Below are 19994 nucleotides of genomic sequence, written 5' to 3'. Positions count from 1 at the left end.
GGCTACGGTTGGAAAATTGGAAAGGCCCCGCCATTGCGCGGGGCCTTTTTGCGTTTTGTGCCGGTCTACCGGCGAAGTCTCGATCCGAGGCAGTTTTCGCGCATCTCGCACCGTCTTCGAGCCGATTGCATGCCCAAGCGACAGGAGGCCACCGGGCGCGTCCGAATCATGACCAAATGCGCCTGACCCTGCCGCCAGGGGGTGCCGCGATGCCCGCCTTTCGGGTAGGCAAACATCAGCACGCGGCAGCGCCGCGCGCTTTTTCCTCGCGAATTTCCGAGTTTATCCGGTAGGTTGCAGTTCCTAATTGCGCTTTTTCTATCTATAGTCGTGTAAATCGATACGCTGTGCGAACTAAGAACAATGCCCGGGGGGAACCGATGATAAGGTCGGAATTAATTCAGAAGATCGCCGACGAGAATCCACATCTGTATCAGCGTGACGTCGAGCGCATCGTGAACACTATTTTCAATGAAATCACCAATGCCATGGCCGAAGGCAACCGTGTCGAACTGCGCGGCTTCGGAGCGTTCTCGGTCAAGAAACGCGATGCCCGGACCGGGCGCAACCCGCGCACCGGCGAGTCGGTGCAGGTCGAGGAAAAACATGTGCCGTTCTTCAAGGCTGGGAAGCTTTTGCGTGAACGGCTGAACGGGAAGTCCTGATGCGTTATATCCGTTACCTTTCGATCGCAATCTTTGGACTGGCGCTTATCTTGATCGCGCTGGCCAACCGGCAGTTTGTCGAGGTGCAGATCCTGCCGCAGGAACTGGGCGGCATGGCAGCGCTGAACCCGTCCTACGAACTTCCGCTGTTCATCGTGATGTTCGGTGGCATCCTTGCGGGCTTGGTGATCGGGTTCATCTGGGAATGGATCCGCGAGGCCAAGGAGCGCGCGGCGGCGGCGCGGCAGGCGCGCGAGATGGCGGCGCTGCGCGCAGAGGTTCGGCGGCTGAAAGGCGAGAAGCACAAGGACCAGGACGAGGTGCTTGCGCTTCTGGACGAGGCCAGCTAACCGACTGCGTCATGGCGCAGGACATCCGGATCAAAATGTGCGGGCTGACCCGGCCCGAGGATATTCCTGCCGCAGTGGCGGCGGGGGCAGCCTATGTGGGGTTCGTGTTCTTTCCCAAGTCGCCGCGCTACGTGACGCCTCAGCTGGCGCGCGAGATGGCACTGGCGGTGCCGCCCGGCGTGGCCAAGGTTGCGCTGGTGGTGGATGCGGACGACGCCTTGCTGGACGAGCTGACGGGCGTCGTGCCGCTGGACATGTTGCAATTGCATGGACAGGAGCCCCCCGAGCGGGTCGCCGAGATCAAGGCCCGCTATGGCCTGCCGGTGATGAAAGCGGTCGGTGTGCGCGAGGCGGGCGACCTGGAGGTGATCGACCGGTACGCGGCGGTGGCGGACCAGATCCTGCTGGATGCCAAGCCGCCGAAGGACGCCACCCGCCCGGGCGGAAATGCCGAAAGCTTTGACTGGAACCTGATCGCGGGGCGGGACTGGTCCGTGCCGTGGATGCTGGCCGGTGGGCTGACCGTGGACAACGTGGCCGAAGCGATCCGGGTGACGGGGGCGCGGCAGCTTGATCTGTCGTCCGCGCTGGAAAGTGCGCCGGGGGTCAAGGACCACGGCAAGATGCGTGCCTTCGCCGACGCGGCGCGGGCATGATCCGGTTCCGCGAGGCGGCAGAGGCGGATGTCGCTGCCGTGGTGGCGCTTTTGACAGATGACATGCTGGGGCAGAGGCGCGAGGGCGCCGAGCCCGAACTCTACCAGGCCGCCTTTGCGCGGATGCGGGTTGAGGGTAGCAACCATCTGATCGTGGGCGAGGACGAGACGGGCCGGATCGTCGCCACCTACCAGATCACCTTCATCAGCGGGCTGTCGCTGCGTGCCGCGCGGCGGGCGCAGGTGGAAAGCGTGCGCGTGGCGGGCGATATGCGCGGGCAGGGCGTGGGCGAGGCGATGTTCGAGGACGTCAAGGCGCGGGCGAGGGCCGCGGGCTGCACGCTGGTGCAACTGACGATGAACTCAGGCCGGAAAGATGCCAACCGGTTCTACGAGCGGATCGGTTTTGTCGCGTCGCATACCGGGTTCAAGCTGGCACTGGATTGACGCCTCACTCCGCTTTGCCCAAGCTGGCGAAAAGGAGAGACGCATGAGCCGCCAGGATCTGGACGATGTTTACGGGGCCAAGACGCCCGAGGAATCGCGGGCGATCTACGACAGTTGGTCCACCGGCTATGATGCCGATTGCCTGAGCCAGGGGTTCCGCCTGCCCGGTCTGGGCGCGGCGCTGCTGGGCCGGTATCTGGGCGAGGCGGACGCGCCGGTGCTGGACGCGTGTTGTGGCACCGGGCTGGTGGGCGAGACGCTGCGGCTGATGGGATATGGCCGGGTTGTGGGCTGCGACCTCTCGACCGAGATGCTGAGTTTTGCCGAGAGAACCGGCGCCTACGAGCGGCTGGAGGTGGCCGATACTGGCGTGGGGTTGCCCTTTGACGACGACGCTTTTGCGGGATTTGTCTGCGTCGGGGCGTTCGGGCCGGGCCATGCGCCGCCTGTGACGCTGGAACATCTGGCGCGGGTGACACGGCCCGGGGGTATTGGCGTGTTCAACCTGCTGGATGCGACTTTTGAGGATCAGGGCTTTCCGCCGGTGCTGGAAAAGCTTGCGGCGTCCGGCGCGTGGAAGGTCATTTACAGCACGCCACCCTTCCGGCCCTTCCTTCTGGCCGAGCCGGACTTGCTGAGCACCGGCTATGTCGTGCGGGTGAGGTGAGCGCCCGAGAATATTCGTACGAATATTCTTGGGGCCGCGTGTCGCAGAGGAATGCGCTGGAAACCGGCGGGCCCGTGGCCTATTGAGGCGCAAGCAAACAGGGATGATGACCATGAACGATCTCTTCAACTCCTTCATGACCGGCCCGGACGAGAAGGGCCGTTTCGGAGACTTCGGCGGGCGATTCGTGTCCGAGACGCTGATGCCGCTGATTCTGGAACTGGAAGAGCAGTACGAGAACGCCAAGACCGACCAGAGCTTCTGGGACGAGATGGATTTCCTGTGGAAGCATTACGTCGGCCGGCCGAGCCCGATGTACCACGCCGAGGGCCTGACAGAGCGGCTGGGCGGTGCCAAGATCTACATGAAGCGCGACGAGTTGAACCACACCGGCGCGCACAAGATCAACAACGTGCTGGGACAGATCCTGCTGGCGCGGCGTATGGGCAAGACGCGCATCATCGCCGAGACCGGTGCGGGCCAGCATGGGGTGGCCACGGCGACGGTCTGTGCCAAGTTCGGGCTGAAATGCGTGGTCTACATGGGCGCGCATGACGTCGAGCGTCAGCGGCCAAACGTGTTCCGCATGAAGCTGCTGGGCGCCGAGGTGGTGCCGGTGACCAGCGGACGCGGCACGCTGAAGGACGCGATGAACGACGCGCTGCGCGACTGGGTGACCAATGTGCGTGACACGTTCTACTGCATCGGCACGGTGGCGGGGCCGCACCCCTATCCGGCGATGGTGCGTGATTTCCAGTCGATTATCGGCAAGGAAGCCAAAGAACAGATGCAGGAGGCCGAGGGCCGCCTGCCCGACACGATCATCGCCGCCATCGGTGGCGGGTCGAACGCGATGGGGCTGTTCTACCCGTTCCTTGACGACAAAGAGGTCAACATCATCGGCGTCGAGGCCGGCGGCAAGGGCGTGAACGAGAAGATGGAACACTGCGCGTCGCTGACCGGCGGGCGGCCCGGGGTGCTGCATGGCAACCGGACCTACCTGTTGCAGGACGATGACGGGCAGATCCTTGAAGGCTACTCGATCTCGGCGGGCCTCGATTATCCGGGCATCGGGCCAGAGCATTCGTGGCTGCACGAGATCGGGCGCGCAAAATATGTCTCGATCACCGACAAGGAAGCGTTGGAAGCGTTCAAGCTGTGCTGCGAGGCCGAGGGGATCATCCCGGCGCTGGAGCCGTGTCACGCGCTGGCGCATGTGATGAAGATCGCGCCGGAGCTGCCGAAGGATCACATCCTGTGCATGAACATGTGTGGACGGGGCGACAAGGACATTTTTACCGTCGCACGGCACCTGGGCTTCGAGATGGGTGAGGGCGACTAGGGCACCACGCGCCCGGGTAAGGAATGAGGGCGTTCAGTCGTCGTCCTCTTCGTCCTCGGTTTCCTGGCCTTGGTCGTCCGAGGTATTTTCATCGTTGCCGCGGTCTTCGTCGTCTGCGGCTTCGTCACCGTCGGAATCGGGCTGGCCGTCTTCGCGAATTGAGTCGTCGAAAAGGAAACCAGCCGCGTTGAGCTCCAACTGTTCCGGCTTGGAGTCAGCGACAGAGTCGTCGGCCATAGCCGCACTGGAAAGCAGGATAGCGGTCGCGGAGAAAGCAATAATGCGTCGCATACGGGTCTCCTTCGCTTACTGGTACTAGCGCGCTGGCCGGCGCGTTTTACACACTTGAGGTAGCGCCGTGAGGGTGCAGAGCAAGTTGGCTCCGAGGGAACTCGCGATCCTGGCGATAGGTTGCCATCGGCGAAAACATATCACACGGATGCTATCGCCGACGCTCGGCGCCGAGAGATAGACGACGCGCCGGACGATGACATCCGGCGCGCCGTTCCATCGTCATTCGGATCGCATATCTTCGTCAGCTTACACGAGCGAGTAGTAGTAGATCACGACAGGAACAGTCGTTTCGTCGCTGGCGTTCTGCGTGTCGCTTGCGCTGGAGTCACTGTTGCCCGAGGCATCGGAGCTGTCGCCGCTGTCCATGTTCTTGCTTTCGGACGTGCCTGCGGTCATGTCGAGCGCCTTCGTCCCGGCGCCGCGATATTCGACGGGCGAAAGCGCACCGGAGTCATCGGAGTCCATCGCGTCGAAACGCTTTTCCATCGCCTTCTGGCTCCAGTCCTTGTCGACTTCGCCTTCGTATTCAGCTTGGGTTATGACGCCGTCGCCGTTGCCATCGTACATCTTGAACCGATCAACGGCCGTCTTGGCAAACCGCTCGGCGTCGTCGGTGTCTTCGGATACGGCCGACTTCATCTCCGAGTCGCCGCTTTTCCAGATCTTGTTGGTCAAGTTCTGCCATTCCTCGACCGACATTTCGGACTTGCCACCGGTGTCAAGGTTAGACCAGTCGCGCGAATTGCCGTCGGTCTGCGACGTGTTCTTGGCCTCCTGCTGTTTCTCTTGAGCGTTGCCGATGCAGTTGGTCATTTCCTCGCGGTCGACCGAGCCGTCCTTGTTGAGGTCGAGTGCTGCGAATTCGGCGTCGCGTGCGTCCTTGATTTCCTGCTCGCTCATGAAGCCGTCCTTGTTCTGGTCGGCCGGCATGAAGGCGGTTTCGCAGAAGTCGGGCATGTCGGTTTCGGCATCGTTCTGCTGGGCCAGCGCGGGGGCGGCTGTGGCCAGCGCGGCGGATGTCAGGATGGTTGTTGTCAGGGTCTTCATCTTGATGTCTCCTTTCGTTTTTTCAAACGGTCGGGAGGACGGGTGTGGCGTCACTCCTCCGATATTGACGTCCCGGAGAAAGAACGTGCCGTCGCGATGTGAGTTCCTGAATTTCTGCCGAATGCCGGGCACCATGCACAGAATTCGATCAGCCTGTGGGCCGCAGGCGAGTCCCTGAATGCGCATCCGGGGAGCGGCGAGAGAGCCTTATGATGTCTCGCCGGAGGCGTGCTGTTTCAGCACGTCGATGGGTACGATATCGAGCGCGCGGGCGTGGGTCGCCTCGAGCCGCACCTTGGGCGCGCAGCCTTCGTCATGGGCTTGCAGGAAGCGGCTAGCGCAGAGGCACCAGTGGTCGCCGGGCTTGAGACCGTCAAAGCCGAATTCGGGACGCGGTGTGGAGAGGTCGTTGCCTACGTATTTCGAATAGGCGAGGAATTCGGCGGTCATCAGGGCGCAGACCGTGTGGCTGCCCTGGTCTTCGGCGCAGGTGTTGCAATGTCCGTCTCGGAAAAAGCCGGTCATGGGCGCGGTGGAGCAGCTTTCGAGCTTGCCGCCCAGCACGTTGACGGAGGTGTCCATTTCGATTGCCATGCGATGCTCCCTGGTCCGGTTGGGCATATCCTGCACGCCAGGCGGAAGCGGGGCAAGGGAGGCGGTGTGTCGCGGCGTCAGAGCGCGCCCGCGATGCGGCGGAACATGGCGATGTTGGCGTCATTCGCGCCCGGTTCGCGAAAGGCGCGGTCGGCGGCGGTGGTGACGATGACCACGTCACGCGCCTGGTCGATATAGATATACTGCCCGTAGATGCCGCGCGCCATGAACTGGCCCGACTCCGAGCCTTCGGGGATCCACCATTGGTAGCCGTAGCCGATCTGGCCCGGATGGGTCGGGGCGCTGGGTTGCGTGGACGCGGCGATCCAGTCGGCGGGGACCACCTGTTGGCCGCCTAGCTGTCCGTTCTGTTCGATCATCAGGCCGAAGCGGGCATAGTCGCGGGTGGTCAGGTTGAGGCCGCCGAGCACGAAGGCGACGCCTTCGCCGTCGGTGATATAGTAGGGCTCGGACTCGAGCCCGAGCGGCGCGATGATCTTTTCCGACAAAAGCGAGGGGATGTCGCGGCCCGTGGCACCGCGAATGACCATGCCAACGACATGCGTGTCGATTGAGACGTATTGCCAGCGTTCGCCGGGGGGCGTGTCGGGGGCGTCCAGCCCGGCGGCGAAACCGTCCATGCTGCCGCCCAGAGCCAGCACACGGCCCATGCGGTTTATGTCGGAATCGTAATCCAGGTAATCCTCGTCAAAGCGCACGCCGCTGGTCATTTGCAGGACGTTGCGGATCGTGGCCCCGTCATAGGCGCTGTCTTTCAGTTCGGGCGCGTATTGCGTGACGGGGTCGTCGAGGGAGGCGATATAGTCCTCGTTTACCACGACGCCCATCAGCGCGGAAAGGAAGGACTTGGCCACGGACCAGCTGATGCGGCGGTCATCCGGTGCGGTTTCGAGGTGGTAGCTTTCGTGGACGACTTCGCCTTGGTGGAGCACGAGCAGCGAGGTAACGGCGCGGTCTTCGATCCAGTCTAGCGTGCCTTCGGTCAGGGTGATGGGGTCCCCCGGCGGCAGAGGCATGACAGGCCCGTCGCCACGTGGCACGGGCGTGTGCAGGAAAGCGCTGTTCATGTTGGAGAAATTTTCAACGATATGCTCGGACGCGAAAAGCGTGTTGACCGCCATGAGCCGCGCGATTTCCTCGCGCTTCCAAAGGCCGATACCGATGGCGACGATCGCTAGAAAGCCGAGTATCCGGAGCGTCCATTTCAGGATGCCGCGCATGACAAGATCCTCCCTTTGGTGCAGGAAAGCACCCGGTGCGTCTGGCGGCAAGGAGAACGCGGCGTTACCGGAACTTGTCCATCAGCTTTTGCAGCGGGCTGCGGTCTTCGGTGTCGGACGGAGCGGAGGGCGCGTCCGGCTTTGCAGCCGGTTTCGCGTTGGCTTGAGGTTTCGCGTCGGCTTGAGGTTTCGGGGTGGATTTCGAGGAGCGGGCGGGCGCGGTGCGCAGGGAGACGGCATTGAGGAACTTGTCATTGTGGCCTGCGGCCAATTCGGGTGCGCCGTCGGAGATGCCGCGCAGTAGGTCGTCGAGCCAGTCGGCATCGGCCTTGGCGAAATCCTGAAGCACGTAATGCGACACCAGGTCCTTGCGGCCCGGGTGGCCGATGCCAAGGCGAACGCGGCCGTAATCCTCGCCGATATGCGCGTGGATGGAGCGCAGGCCGTTGTGGCCTGCATGGCCGCCGCCCTGTTTGACGCGGCATTTGCCGGGGGCAAGGTCCAGCTCGTCATGGAAGACGATGACGTCCGAGGGCTCCAGCTTGTAAAAGCGCATGGACTCGCCGACCGACTGGCCGGACTTGTTCATGAAGGTTTCGGGCTTGAGCAGCAGGACTTTGTCAGAGCCGAGCTTGCCCTCGGTCAGCTGGCCTTGAAACTTGGATCGCCAAGGCGCGAAGCCGTGATCGGAGGCGATGCGGTCGAGCGCCATGAAACCGATATTGTGGCGGTTTTTCTCATATTTTCCGCCCGGATTTCCCAGGCCCACGAAAAGCAGCATTGCCGATCACCCGTTCTTTGGTGAGGATGGTCTACGCGGCGGGGCGCGTTGAATCAACACGTGAGCGGCAAGGACGGGCAGGGGAAATGGGCGAATACGCGGTGAACGGTGTCACGCTGGTGGTGCCCGACGAGATGCTGAACGACCGGGTCGCGGGCAAGCTGGCCAGCGGCGCCTACGAGGCGCATGAGGCCCATGCGGCGCAGATGCGGCTGCGCAAAGGGATGCGCGTGCTCGAGCTGGGCGCGGGGGTGGGGTACATCGCCTCGATCTGCGCGGGCGTGGCTGGCGCCGAGAACGTCGTCACGGTAGAGGCCAACCCCGCGATGCTGCCGGTGATCCGCGCCAACCTCGATCGGAACGGGCATCAGGCAACGCGGCTTGTCCACGGGGCGGTGACCGGGGATGGGGACGCGGACGAGATCGCGTTCGATCCCAAGAAGGTGTTCTGGGCAGGGCGGATCGCCGACGAGGAAGCCGATCCCGAAAAGCTGGTGTCGGTGCCTATGCTGCCGTTGGCGGGGCTGCTGAAAGAATACCGACCGCATCTGGTGATCATGGACGTGGAAGGCGCTGAGCGGCATCTGTTCGGTGCTCCGTGGCCCGCGCATGTGCGGGCGGTGATGATGGAGCTGCACCCAAACCAGTATCCCGACCGGGTGATCAAGCAAATCGTGGATTGCATGTCGGACTCGAACCTGACCTACGATCCGGGGCCGTCGCGGGGACGGATCCTGTGCTTCCGGCGCGTGCGGCACACATGAAAAAACGCGAGGGCCGGGGGCCCTCGCGCTGGTGTTTTCGCAAGCGGGGGAAGGGCTTAGTCTTCGCCGCCTTCCGCTTCTTCGACGCTGTCCGGGCCGGCCTCTTGTTCGGTTGCCGGGACCTCATCGGCTGCGACGTCTTCGTCTTCCTCTTCATCGCTGTCGGATTTCAGAGCCGACGGAGCCGCGATGTTGCAGATCACGAAGTCACGGTCGGTGATCGTGGGCTTCGCGCCCTGGGGCAGCTCGACCTGGCTGATGGTGATCGTGTCGCCGATGTTCTCCATCAGGCTGAGGTCGACGGTGATGCTTTCGGGGATGTCGCCAGCGGTGACGACAAGCTCGATCTCGTTGCGGATCACGGTCAGGACGCCGGTTTTCAGCGCTTCGCACTCTTCCTCGTTGATGAACTCGACGGGGATGAAGAGGTTGATCTTGGTGGTGCGGCGCAGGCGCATCAGGTCGAAGTGGGTCGGAAGGTCCTTGACCACGTCGCGCTGAACGTCGCGGCAGATCACGCGGACGTCGTCGTGCCCGTCAACCTTGAGGTTGAAGAGGGTGGACTTGAACCGGCCTTGTTTCAGCCGCTTCAACAGGACGTTGAACGGAATGTTGACGGGCAGCGGATCGACGTCGCCCCCGAATACGATCCCCGGAACCATGCCATCGCGGCGTGCAGCACGAGCGGCGCCCTTGCCCGTCCCCGTGCGTTCCTGGGCGTGAAGATCAGGAATTTCTCCAGCCATTTGTGTTCTCCATATGCAAAGGCGGGGCTCCTCCAAGGCTGTAGCCCCGCGTGAAGCCGTCCCTGTAGAGGAATACGGGCGGCTTGAAAAGACCAAATATGCAAGGTCTTTCGGGATTCAGCGGGTCAGGTGCGCGCGGTCTCGGCGGGCGGTGTCATACGGCCCCAGGAGACGCCTTCGAGCAGGGAGGGGTCGACGTCGCCGCCGTGCAGGACGCTGACATCACCGGTGGCTTCCATCACCACGGCACGGACTTGGTCGGGCTGAAGCGCGTTGGCCTCGCGCAGCTTGGCGCGGATGTCGGCGCGGGTGACGCGGGCGAGGCGCAAATTGTCGTCGAGAATGCGGCCCTCGTGCATCAGGATGATGGGGCGCGTATCCACCAGGTGTTCCACGGCGCGAAAATGCACGCGCAGCGCCGAGATGGCGAAGCGCAGGGCGAAGAGTGCGGCGAGCGCGAGGATGCCGGGCAGGAAGCGGCTGGAGGTGGTCATCAGCGTGGCGACGACCGAGCCGCTGGCCAGCGTCAGGGCGAAGTCGAAGCTGGACATCTTGGAGAAGGAGCGCAGCCCGTTGACGCGGGCCAGCAGGATGATGACGGCGACCGCCACGACGGTCTGAAGGACGGTATCGGGCATGTCAGCCTCCTTTCATTTCGGGATCGTCGAAGCACCCGCGTCCATTGCGGATGGCGATCAGGCTGAGGACCGTGATGACGCCGGCGGCGGCCAGCCCCATGATGCGCTCAACGAGGCCGTCCCATCGGGTGCCCATCGTCAGAAAGATCGGCGCGAGCACGACCCAGACCGCGCCGAAAGCGATCATGGCGCGGGCTGCCCACGGTGCGACGCGGCGCAGGCCGCTGGTCATCGTCGCGGGCACGATGGTGAAGAGCGCGCCCAGCATGTAGACGAGGTAGATATGGATGACGACGCCCTCGTTGTCGCCGTCGCCATATTCATTCCGGGCGCCCACAATGACCACGATCCCTGCGATGGCCGCGAGGCTGACAACGCCGATCGACCAGCCGGACCTGCCCAGGTGGTCATGCGACGCCGCAAGCGCGGTGGCCATTACGCCAATGGCAAACCCGTAGAGCGCCACGTCCATGATGATTTCCGACTCGCCCGCGGCAAGGTCGCTGATCGTATCCGACCACCAGTTGTAGTTTGGCACGTAAAAGGGCGCGATAAAGGTTCCGAGGACGAGGCTGATACAACCGGCAATGCCGAGAATCCCCAACAAAATCATGAGGACCGGACGCTTGCGGTGCGCCGGATCGAAATCTTCCCTGTCGATTTGCGCCATCCGTCCTGTCCCCGTTCACCACGATGAAGCGTGAACGCGGTCAGGTAGGGCGATGTTCCCGGCCTATTGCCAATCGCCGGAGAAGTTCTTGGGCACCATCAGGATACCGCGGTCGACTTTGTTGATATCGGTGTGCCCGCAAAAGGCCATCGACACATCAAGCTCCTTGTGGATGCACTGGAGTGCCTTGGTCACGCCTTCCTGCCCCATAGCGCCAAGGCCGTAGACGTAGGCGCGGCCGATATAGGTCCCTTTGGCGCCGAGCGCGATGGCCTTGAGCACGTCCTGGCCCGAGCGGATGCCGCTGTCGAAATGCACCTCGATCTTGTCGCCGACAGCGTCCATGATCTGGGGCAGGGCGCGGATGGCGGAGAGCGCGCCGTCCAGCTGCCGGCCACCGTGGTTGGACACCACGATGGCGTCGGCGCCGACATTCAGCGCCTCCTTGGCATCGCGCGGGTCGATGATGCCTTTGATGATCAGCTTGCCGTCCCACATCTTGCGGAACTCGCGGATGCGGTCCCAGTTGAGCGCCTCGTCGAAAGCCTCCGCCGTCCAGGAACTGAGCGAAGACGGATCGGTGACGCCCTTGGCATGGCCGACGATATTGCCGAAGAACCGCCGCTTGGTGCCAAGCATCCCGAGGCCCCACTGCACCTTGGTCATCATGTCGGCAATGGACTTGACAGTTAGTTTAGGCGGCGCGCTGAGGCCGTTCTTGAGGTCCTTGTGGCGCTGGCCCAGCACTTGCAGATCGACGGTGATGACCGCCGCCGAGCAGTTTGCGGCCTTGGCGCGGTCGAAAAGCCGCTGCATAAAGTCGTTATCTTTCAAGGTGTAAACCTGAAACCAGAACGGCTTTTGTGTGTGGGCCGCCACGTCCTCGATCGAGCAGATGGACATGGTCGAGAGCGTGTAGGGCACGCCGAATTTCTCGGCGGCGCGGGCGGCCTTGATCTCGCCATCGGCGTGCTGCATCCCCGTCAGGCCCACGGGGGCGAGGGCGACGGGCATCGAGATGTCCTGACCGATCATCTGGCTGGCGGTGGAGCGGTTTGACATGTCCACGGCGATGCGCTGGCGCAGGTATATATCACTGAAATCGCTGGTGTTCTCGCGGAAGGTCTGTTCCGTCCAGCTGCCCGATTCCGCGTAGTCGTAGAACATCTTGGGCACGCGGCGGCGGTAGATCTTTTTCAGGTCGTCGATATTGGTGATGACGGGCATGGCGCTGGCTCGGGCATTGGTCAGGTTTCATGACCACTAGCCCGGATCGGGTCCGCTTGTCCATGCGACCGCGTGCCGGGATGGGTGCGAGGGATGGCAGGAAAACGACCAGGTATGTCGGGAATCGGCATTTATTGCAGCGTGAACACTTTCAGCATGAGATGAACTCGTTTGAGCCCGGAGGCCCGATGACCCTGACTGTCGCCGCGACCCAGATGCGCTGTAGCTGGGATATGGAGGAAAACCTGCACAAGGCCGAGCGCCTGATCCGCGAAGCCGCGGCGCAGGGCGCACAGGTGATCCTGCCGCAGGAAAGCGTGGGGCTGCATTTCTTCGGGTTCATGGATTGGAAGCCCGAGCATTTCCAACTGGCACAGAGCGTGGACGGCCCCATCGTGCGGCATATGCAGGCGGTTGCGCGGGACTTGGGCGTGGTGATCCCGGTCAATTTCTTCGAGAAGGCGAACAACGCCTATTTCAACACGAACGCGGTCATCGATGCCGATGGCACGGTTCTGGGTGTCTACCGCAAGACGCATATCCCCGGTGGTCCGCCTGGGTGTTTCGAGAAGATCTACACCAGCTATGGCGATACCGGGTTCCAGGTGTTCGAGACGGCCCATGGCAAGGTCGGTGCCGCGATCTGCTGGGATCAGTGGTTTCCGGAATCGGCGCGGATCATGGCGCTGAAGGGTGCCGATGTATTGCTTTATCCCACCGCGATCGGGTCGGATTGCCACGATCATTGGGAGACGGTCATGCGCGGTCACGCGGGCGCCAACCTGACGCCGCTGGTGGCGGCGAACCGGGTCGGGCGCGAGGCGGGCGATCTGGGTGAAACCGAATTCTGGGGGCAATCGTTCATCGCCGGACCGAAAGGCGAGATCCGGAAGCGGGCCGACGATCGGTCGGAGATGGTCATCGTGGAAAGCTTCGACCTTGAGGAAATCGCGGAGATGCGCGCCGGCTGGGGCGTGTTCCGCGACCGCCGGCCCGATGCCTATGGTCCGCTTCTGACGATGGACGGGACGCGGCGCGCGCTTTAGGCCGAGTGCGCGCCGTCGGCGAGGCCCTTGACGAAGTCGAGCACCTGCGCAGGGCTTTCGCCGTCGGCCAGCTTGCCCACGATGGCCGAGCCCACGACGCAGCCATCGGCGACCGAGGCGATCTCGCGGCTGCTTTCCGGCGTGCGGATGCCGAAGCCGACCACGATGGGCAGGTCGGTATGCGACTTGATCCGGGTCACCTCGGGGCGGACATCAGCGGCCTCGGCCGCGGCGGCACCGGTGATGCCGGTGATCGAGACGTAGTAGACGAAGCCCGACGTGTTGGTCAGCACCTTGGGCAGGCGCTTGTCATCGGTGGTAGGGGTCGCCAGACGGATGAAGTTCAGCCCGGCCTTCTGCGCGGGCACGCAAAGCTCGTCGTCTTCCTCGGGCGGCAAATCCACCACGATGAGGCCGTCGATGCCAGCCTCCTTGGCGTCCTTCAGAAACGTCTCGACCCCGCGATTGTAGATCGGGTTGTAGTAGCCCATGAGCACGATGGGCGTGGTGTCGTCGCCTTTGCGGAATTCGGCGGCCATGTCGAGCGTGCGTTGCAGGTTCATCCCGCCTTCGAGCGCGCGCTGGCCGGCAAGCTGGATGGTGGGGCCGTCGGCCATGGGATCGGTGAAGGGCAGGCCCAGTTCGATGATGTCCACGCCGGCGGCGGGCAGGCCCTTGACCACCTCGAGCGAGGTGTCGAAATCGGGGTCGCCGGCCATGACGTAAGCCACGAAGGCCTTCTTGTTTGCGTTGCGCAGGTCTTCGAATTTGGCGTCGATGCGTGTCATGTCGCGGTCCCGTCGTAATGTTCCGGCATGGTTTGGCGAATGCGGCGCGGAATTGCAATGGGATGTGCGTGTGGAGCGCGCAGGATTCGAGTATTTGGGGCAAGAAAAAGCGGGGGCGTTGCGCTGGGCGCGGCTTGGGCATAGAAGGCGCCGGAACGAGAGCAAAGAGGTGCATCATGGGCTTCAAGATGGGAATCGTGGGGCTGCCCAACGTGGGCAAGTCGACGCTGTTCAACGCGCTGACCCGGACCGCCGCCGCGCAGGCGGCGAATTTTCCGTTCTGCACGATCGAGCCCAATGTGGGCGAGGTTGCGGTGCCCGATGCGCGGCTGGACAAGTTGGCGGCGATCGCGCAGTCGAAATCCATCATCCCGACGCGCATGACCTTTGTCGATATCGCGGGCCTCGTGAAGGGCGCCAGCAAGGGCGAGGGGCTGGGCAACCAGTTCCTGGCCAATATCCGCGAGGTGGACGCGATTGCCCATGTGCTGCGCTGTTTCGAGGATGGCGACGTGACCCACGTGGAAGGTCGCGTGAACCCGGTGGAGGATGCCGAGGTGATCGAGACCGAGCTGATGCTGGCCGACTTGGAAAGCATCGAGAAGCGCCGCGCGGGTCTGGTGCGCAAGCTGAAGGGCAACGACAAGGAAGCCGTACAGGCCGACCGTCTGCTGGCCGCCGCGCAGGCGATGCTGGACGAGGGCAAGCCCGCGCGGCTGGTCGAGGTGGATGCCGAGGATATGAAGGCGTGGAAGAACCTGCAACTGCTGACCTCGAAGCCGATCCTGTATGTTTGCAACGTGGACGAGGCCAACGCGGCGGATGGCAACGATCATTCCGCCGCCGTGGCGAAGATGGCCGAGGCGCAGGGGGCGGCGCATGTGATCATCTCGGCCCAAATCGAGGAAGAGATCAGCCAGCTGGACGCCGAGGAAGCCGAGATGTTCCTCGAGGAAATGGGGCTGGAAGAGGCCGGGTTGGACCGGCTTATCCGGGCAGGCTATGACCTTCTGCACCTCGAGACCTATTTCACTGTAGGCCCCAAAGAAGCGCGCGCCTGGACGATCCGCACCGGCACGGCGGCGCCGCAGGCCGCGGGGGTCATTCACGGAGATTTCGAGAAAGGCTTCATCCGGGCCGAGACGATTGCCTACGAGGATTTCGTCGGACTGGGCGGCGAGCAGGCGGCGAAGGAAGCGGGCAAGATGCGGGCCGAGGGCAAAAGCTATGTCGTCAAAGATGGCGATGTGCTGCACTTCTTGTTCAACACCTGAAGTGTCAGCGGCGCCCCGGTGGCTGTGTACACGTTGATGCGACACGTTTGTGCGCAAACCAGGAATGATACTCTTGCGCAGGTGCCCGGTCGTGCGGCGGTCGCCGGAAATGAATTTGGACCGAGAGAAGGTTTTTCGCCGACAGGGCAGAATGGCCTTGTAATTCGTAGGTTTGCTTGGCTATACGCGTCGGCGGAGACGTGGCCGAGTGGTCGAAGGCGCTCCCCTGCTAAGGGAGTAGGCCCGGAAGGGTCTCGAGGGTTCGAATCCCTTCGTCTCCGCCACTTGCTCATGAGAAAGCGTTCTCCAGATCCGGCTGCGGCCGGATTTTCTCGTTGTGTTCAAGGGTTATGTGGGTGGGGCTGAGCACCAGCTTCCGCGCTGGAAGGCCTGGAAGCGGTCTCTCAGGGTGGATTTTCTCCGGAACTCATGACTGCGCGGATTTGGTGAATAGGTTGTAAATCTCTGAATTAAAATGGTTTTACAGAGTTCCCGGCTAAACACTTCGACGCCAATCGCGTTCGCGAGATGGAACCCGTATCAAACCCATGGATGCCAACATCGGCCGAGAACAATTAAGCTCTGCGTGCACGCCTCTCCGCTTCTGGGCGATCAAAGGCCGCAGCGGGCCAGGCATTCCGTTCTGGCCGCTCCATCCGCCCCGCACGAATAAGGGCGGGATACCGCTCCTAATCGTCGGCGTCGATGCCGGGAAGGACGCGGTCTATGCCCGCCTGCGCCTGACCGAGCCCGGCCCCCGGAGCGATCCACTTCTGCGTCCGCCTCGACGCCGACTACTCTCGGCGGCTGACCGCCGAGCGCGTCTTCACCCGCTTTCAGCGCGGGCGCCGCATCCGCTCCTGACATCCCAAGCTCGACGGCGAACGCAACGAGGCCCTCGACAACGTCGTCTACGCCCAGGCCTCCCTGCATGGCCTGATAGGCATGGGGCTAAGGTTGAGCGAGGAGGTGGAGGGGATCACCACTCAGGCCGCCAAAATGGGAAAACCGCTACGATCGGCAACGCAGACCTTGATTAGGTTCCGGAGGATGGGGTAATCCAAATATTGTGGGTTTCAGTCGGCGCAACCACTGCATGTCCCAAAAACCAATAAAGAAGACCAGCAGGCCACAGTTTATGATATCCCAATCGCACTCGGCAGAACCGTGCTTAGAAGACAATGCTGTCCAAAGGCAGAGAAAGCTGGGTGCAGTGTACACTCCGTCCAAACTTGCAGATTGGGTCGCTCGTCTTTTTATTGAGATGGGTTCGCTTCCAGAAAACTCACTCATTTGCGATCCTGCGTGTGGCGACGGAGAGCTTCTGCATTCCGTAATGCTACACCAACCGAGCGTTGTAGCTCTTGGCCTTGATGTCGACCCCTCCGCAACCTTACAAGCCGCAGAAAGGCTCGGAACAGCAGCTAAAATTTACACCCGCGACGCCCTGAAAAATCCATTCAAAGTATGCATCCCGACTTGGGCTACTGGACTGAACTCTGCCAGTCTCGATGGCGTAATCGCAAATCCTCCATGGGGAGCAGAGCTCACAGCGTCGCGGGAAGAGCTTCATTCCATCGGCTACAAGCTGGCAAGGGGCCAATTTGATAGCTGGGACCTATTCATCGAGGCATCACTTCGGAACCTGGCGCCGTACGGAATCGCCGCATTCATTATTCCCGACTCGTTATTCCTCCCGGAGCACAGTCGCACACGCGAGATTTTGCACACATCCACGACTATCAGGTTTGTCGCTCGCCTCGGGGAAGGCTTCTTTCCTCGCGTCTTTCGAGGAACGACCGTTGTCCTGTTTGAAAATATCAATCCCAGCCCAGATCACGAAATCGAGACGCTCCGCTTCAACAAGCAGGATCGCCGATCGATATTTTCTGGAGATGCTGAGTTTGATGAAATTCGGCGCGAAAAGTCTATCAGAATACCTCAGTCTCGATTTCAGAAAGACCACTACGGAAGATGGGATGTCGATAGCAAAACATCGGAAGACCATAGCATTCAAAACTTCTCGGCAGCACGCTCATCATGGACAGATTGGCTTGTTTCTGGACGCGGAGTAGAACTTTCGAAGTCTGGGCGAGTGCTGATCTGCCCCTCTTGCTCGTTTACCCGTCCAGCAACAAAACAAAAGCACCTTTCATGCGGCAACTGTGGATTCTCTGCGCCGGCCCACGAATTCCACGCCGAACAGATTATTTCCGAAGTACCCAATGCTGATGGGACCTTCCCCCTCCTTGTTGGAGAAGACGTGAAGAGATATTTCGCAGCACCAAGTCGATACATAAAAACGGGTATGCCTGGGATAAATTATAAAAGCCTTGAGGTCTATTCGCGTCGCAGACTTCTCATTCGGAAGACTGGCGTCGGCATCAAGGCATCCATAGTCGATGAGCCATGCATGACCAATCAGGTCGTCTTCCACTATTATCCCAATCCAAACGCAAATCCTCCTGAGTTCTTTCTGTCTTACTGCCTTGGCGTTTTATGTTCGCGCACTCTCTTGGCATACCACCTCAGAACAACAGGTGATAATGAGTGGCGCTCTCATCCCTACGTGACGCAAAAGGTCATTTCCGGTCTCCCCATCCCTATGCCTGAAGAAGGGAGCAGGAGCTGGGGCCAGGCAAAAGCAATTGCAGCATCTGTCGACAGAATGACCAAAGGCAGCATGCCCGCGACGGAAGCTGATATTGAAATCGAAAGTCTGGTCTCCGCGCTCTTTGGCTTTAACGAGACTTCCTACTCTTGGGTGGAGCACGTACTGGAACAGGCGGAGGCGCTAGAACCCATTCGAACATTGAGATTGGGCGAGGGGTTGCGTGTCGCGCCACGGTGGGTAGCTTGAATGTCCTACCGTTATATTGGCAACAAATCGCGCCTACTAAGACCACTGATCGAGCGCATAAGACAACTCGCACCTGAAGGTGCCGTTGTTTCCGATCTTATGTGTGGGACCGCAAGCGTCTCCGAAGCCCTTCGTGTTGCAGGCTACCGAGTGATTGCTTCCGACATGATGTCATATGCATTTCATCATGCTGTAGTGCGTTTGAAGCTCGATCGCCCCCCTTCGTTTTCCAGCGTGTCTGGAACCGGATACCTTGGAGTTCTCAAGCACCTTGAGACACTGCCTGGAGTATCTGGCCATTTTTTCCGCGAGTATTCACCAGGAGGACAACCGAGCAGTGGGACTCGTCCACGCATGTATTTTTCCACGGAGAACGCTGCCCTCATTGATGCGATCACTCAGGAGGTTAATACATGGAGAGAGCAAGGCAAAATCAGCGAAGTCGAAAATTCCCTCCTACGGCATGACCTTGTTCTGGCTGTAAACCGAGTAGCAAATATTGCCGGGACGTACGGCCACTATCGCTCGACTTGGAACAGAGCATCACTTGCTCCGTTGTCCCTTCGACCTTCTACCTTTCTCTGGGGCATTTCTACAAATCATAACGTCCTACAAGGGCAAGCTGAAGATCTTGCAGTATCGATCTCTGCCGATCTTTGCTACATTGATCCCCCATACATGAAGCGGCAGTATGCCGCCAACTACCACATCATTGAAACGATTGCGCGCGGAGATAGCCCAGATGCCGTGGGAGTCAGTGGCCTAAGGCCTTGGCGCGATCAATACTCTGATTTCTGCTCGAAGCTGCGAGTACGCGATTCATTCCGAAGAATAATCCGAGAGATGGACTGCAAGACGTTTCTCGTAAGCTACAGCGAGGATGGCCTCCTGAGTAGAGACGAACTGCTCAATCTATTTTCCGAACTCGGGACCGTAGAATTCGAGAGCCTGATCCACCAGCGCTTCAAGAGCAATAATGGAGGTGCAGGCGGCGCAGTGCAGGAATACCTCTTCAAGGTATCAAAGTAGCTTCATTCAAGCGCTTTTATCATAGCTGCATGGTCGGGCCGCCAGCGGATCGTGTACTCATTACCATTGATCCGGATCGTCAACTGATCTCCGGAAATCTTTGACAAGTCGATTTCACCAACATTTGCATAGTGAAGCATTCTATGCATGTGGGCGCTCAATACGACCAGATTGGCAGGCGAATCCGCGCCGCCAAGCCCGAGAGGTATTAGATGGTGAACCTCCAAATAGGGATCGCCATCCTCTTTGGGAAAAACGTACTGTTCTCCGGAGATTTGACACTCGCCATACAATTTTTTTAGAGCGCGAACAGCCTTTTGATTTCTCACCCGAACTTTGGCAACAACTTCTTTTTTATCCGGAGGGACTTCGGAATAATCTGCATCGAATAGATCACTCGCGATCTCATCTTCGGTTCGCACAATGAAGCTTCGTCCACCTGTCGATGTAGACGCCGTAGTTGTCTTCGCTGGAGACGTTGCACCCGTCGCACTGCCAGATCCTGTGCTCGAAGAACCGGAAGACGGAGAAGGAGAGGAACTCGTCGCTCCAGAGACGTAGAAGGGCCAATTGAGTTGATTTTCGTCAAATTGAATTCCCGAAGAAAAATTAATGAAGCCATCATCTTCGGTGAACAAGGCCGCAAGCGTTTTTGGGACAGCCCAACCTGCGGGCTTGTTTTGCGTGCGCATCCAGCCGGCCCAATAAGTGTCGTCCGTCGCTCGAATTATGAATATCGTCAAGCCCTTAATGAGGGGCGGAATTTGAGGATCAGAAGAGCCAGAGGGCACGCTCGCTGGTTTTGGGAAAGAGGTCCGATCTGGATGCCACGCGTGAACTCGATTCGAGTCTCTACTTGCGAGTTTTTG

At 60.8% G+C, this 19994-nt stretch carries 23 protein-coding genes and 1 tRNA gene; 13 read left to right on the top strand and 11 right to left on the bottom strand.

Annotated features, from left to right (window positions below; all coding sequences use genetic code 11):
* The first annotated feature begins 380 nt into the window (after positions 1-380).
* From ihfB to trpB, 6 genes are all read left to right on the top strand, one after another.
* On the top strand, positions 381-665 hold the full coding sequence (gene ihfB / locus FIU86_RS15460) for an integration host factor subunit beta (protein ID WP_057792171.1): 285 nt from the start codon (positions 381-383) through the stop codon (positions 663-665).
* Positions 665-1015: a lipopolysaccharide assembly protein LapA domain-containing protein gene (locus FIU86_RS15455; protein ID WP_152475901.1), complete on the top strand. Its 351-nt coding sequence runs from the start codon at positions 665-667 to the stop codon at positions 1013-1015. Before ihfB ends, FIU86_RS15455 begins: the two co-directional genes overlap by 1 nt.
* An 11-nt stretch (positions 1016-1026) precedes the next feature.
* Complete coding sequence (locus FIU86_RS15450) at positions 1027-1671, top strand: phosphoribosylanthranilate isomerase (RefSeq protein WP_152475900.1); 645 nt, start codon at positions 1027-1029, stop codon at positions 1669-1671.
* Positions 1668-2117 carry a GNAT family N-acetyltransferase gene (locus tag FIU86_RS15445; RefSeq protein ID WP_152475899.1) on the top strand — a complete coding sequence of 150 codons (450 nt, stop codon included), beginning with the start codon at positions 1668-1670 and terminating at the stop codon, positions 2115-2117. The genes FIU86_RS15450 and FIU86_RS15445 overlap by 4 nt, the downstream gene beginning before the upstream one ends.
* A 43-nt stretch (positions 2118-2160) precedes the next feature.
* Entirely contained in the window at positions 2161-2784 is a 624-nt protein-coding gene (locus FIU86_RS15440) for a class I SAM-dependent methyltransferase (protein WP_152475898.1), read from the top strand.
* 112 nt (positions 2785-2896) lie between these two features.
* On the top strand, positions 2897-4126 hold the full coding sequence (trpB, locus tag FIU86_RS15435; protein WP_152475897.1) for a tryptophan synthase subunit beta: 1230 nt from the start codon (positions 2897-2899) through the stop codon (positions 4124-4126).
* Between the two features lie 33 nt (positions 4127-4159).
* Here trpB and FIU86_RS15430 read toward each other — a convergent pair whose 3' ends face one another.
* From FIU86_RS15430 to pth, 5 genes are all read right to left on the bottom strand, one after another.
* A complete protein-coding gene (locus FIU86_RS15430) occupies positions 4160-4417 on the bottom strand; it encodes a hypothetical protein (protein WP_152475896.1) in 258 nt (85 codons plus the stop codon).
* A gap of 249 nt (positions 4418-4666) precedes the next feature.
* Positions 4667-5467: a hypothetical protein gene (locus FIU86_RS15425; RefSeq protein WP_172977522.1), complete on the bottom strand. Its 801-nt coding sequence runs from the start codon at positions 5465-5467 to the stop codon at positions 4667-4669.
* Between the two features lie 207 nt (positions 5468-5674).
* Positions 5675-6061, bottom strand: a complete 387-nt coding sequence (locus FIU86_RS15420) for a DUF2237 family protein (protein ID WP_152475894.1) — start codon at positions 6059-6061, stop codon at positions 5675-5677.
* 77 nt (positions 6062-6138) lie between these two features.
* A complete protein-coding gene (locus tag FIU86_RS15415) occupies positions 6139-7302 on the bottom strand; it encodes a serine hydrolase (protein ID WP_152475893.1) in 1164 nt (387 codons plus the stop codon).
* A 64-nt stretch (positions 7303-7366) separates the two neighbouring features.
* The gene (gene pth / locus FIU86_RS15410; RefSeq protein ID WP_152475892.1) at positions 7367-8083 is read right to left on the bottom strand and encodes an aminoacyl-tRNA hydrolase; all 717 of its coding nucleotides are present in this window, start codon (positions 8081-8083) and stop codon (positions 7367-7369) included.
* A gap of 86 nt (positions 8084-8169) precedes the next feature.
* On the opposite strand from pth, the gene FIU86_RS15405 reads away from it, so the two are divergent.
* Complete coding sequence (locus tag FIU86_RS15405) at positions 8170-8847, top strand: FkbM family methyltransferase (RefSeq protein WP_152475891.1); 678 nt, start codon at positions 8170-8172, stop codon at positions 8845-8847.
* Between the two features lie 56 nt (positions 8848-8903).
* Here FIU86_RS15405 and FIU86_RS15400 read toward each other — a convergent pair whose 3' ends face one another.
* From FIU86_RS15400 to FIU86_RS15385, 4 genes are all read right to left on the bottom strand, one after another.
* The gene (locus FIU86_RS15400; RefSeq protein WP_152475890.1) at positions 8904-9593 is read right to left on the bottom strand and encodes a 50S ribosomal protein L25/general stress protein Ctc; all 690 of its coding nucleotides are present in this window, start codon (positions 9591-9593) and stop codon (positions 8904-8906) included.
* A gap of 125 nt (positions 9594-9718) precedes the next feature.
* Complete coding sequence (locus FIU86_RS15395) at positions 9719-10231, bottom strand: DUF421 domain-containing protein (RefSeq protein ID WP_152475889.1); 513 nt, start codon at positions 10229-10231, stop codon at positions 9719-9721.
* Position 10232: 1 nt separating this feature from the next.
* Positions 10233-10901: a DUF998 domain-containing protein gene (locus FIU86_RS15390; RefSeq protein WP_152475888.1), complete on the bottom strand. Its 669-nt coding sequence runs from the start codon at positions 10899-10901 to the stop codon at positions 10233-10235.
* 63 nt (positions 10902-10964) lie between these two features.
* A complete protein-coding gene (locus tag FIU86_RS15385) occupies positions 10965-12128 on the bottom strand; it encodes an alpha-hydroxy acid oxidase (protein WP_152475887.1) in 1164 nt (387 codons plus the stop codon).
* 188 nt (positions 12129-12316) lie between these two features.
* Between FIU86_RS15385 and FIU86_RS15380 the strand changes: the two genes are divergently transcribed.
* A complete protein-coding gene (locus tag FIU86_RS15380) occupies positions 12317-13174 on the top strand; it encodes a carbon-nitrogen hydrolase (RefSeq protein ID WP_152475886.1) in 858 nt (285 codons plus the stop codon).
* Here FIU86_RS15380 and trpA read toward each other — a convergent pair.
* Positions 13171-13962, bottom strand: coding sequence for a tryptophan synthase subunit alpha (trpA, locus tag FIU86_RS15375; RefSeq protein ID WP_152475885.1), 792 nt, complete (start codon positions 13960-13962; stop codon positions 13171-13173). The two genes, FIU86_RS15380 and trpA, sit on opposite strands and share 4 nt — an antisense overlap.
* 176 nt (positions 13963-14138) lie before the next feature.
* Here trpA and ychF point away from each other — a divergent pair, with 176 nt between their 5' ends.
* From ychF to FIU86_RS15350, 5 genes are all read left to right on the top strand, one after another.
* A complete protein-coding gene (gene ychF, locus FIU86_RS15370) occupies positions 14139-15236 on the top strand; it encodes a redox-regulated ATPase YchF (protein ID WP_152475884.1) in 1098 nt (365 codons plus the stop codon).
* A 194-nt stretch (positions 15237-15430) separates the two neighbouring features.
* Positions 15431-15520, top strand: a tRNA-Ser gene (locus FIU86_RS15365).
* 264 nt (positions 15521-15784) lie between these two features.
* The gene (locus tag FIU86_RS23110) at positions 15785-16276 is read left to right on the top strand and encodes a terminase gpA endonuclease subunit (protein WP_368373135.1); all 492 of its coding nucleotides are present in this window, start codon (positions 15785-15787) and stop codon (positions 16274-16276) included.
* Between the two features lie 56 nt (positions 16277-16332).
* Complete coding sequence (locus tag FIU86_RS15355; protein ID WP_152475883.1) at positions 16333-18096, top strand: N-6 DNA methylase; 1764 nt, start codon at positions 16333-16335, stop codon at positions 18094-18096.
* Positions 18097-19125 (top strand): DNA adenine methylase, encoded by a 1029-nt coding sequence (locus tag FIU86_RS15350; protein WP_152475882.1) that lies wholly within the window; start codon positions 18097-18099, stop codon positions 19123-19125.
* A 2-nt stretch (positions 19126-19127) separates the two neighbouring features.
* Here FIU86_RS15350 and FIU86_RS22615 read toward each other — a convergent pair whose 3' ends face one another.
* The gene (locus FIU86_RS22615; RefSeq protein ID WP_172977521.1) at positions 19128-19817 is read right to left on the bottom strand and encodes an HNH endonuclease signature motif containing protein; all 690 of its coding nucleotides are present in this window, start codon (positions 19815-19817) and stop codon (positions 19128-19130) included.
* Between the last annotated feature and the right edge of the window lie 177 nt (positions 19818-19994).

Origin of the sequence: Roseovarius sp. THAF9 (assembly GCF_009363715.1) — a bacterium.
Taxonomy (GTDB): Bacteria; Pseudomonadota; Alphaproteobacteria; order Rhodobacterales; family Rhodobacteraceae; genus Roseovarius.
The sequence above is the reverse complement of the archived record's forward strand: the minus strand, read 5'-3'. Positions and strand labels throughout refer to the sequence as shown.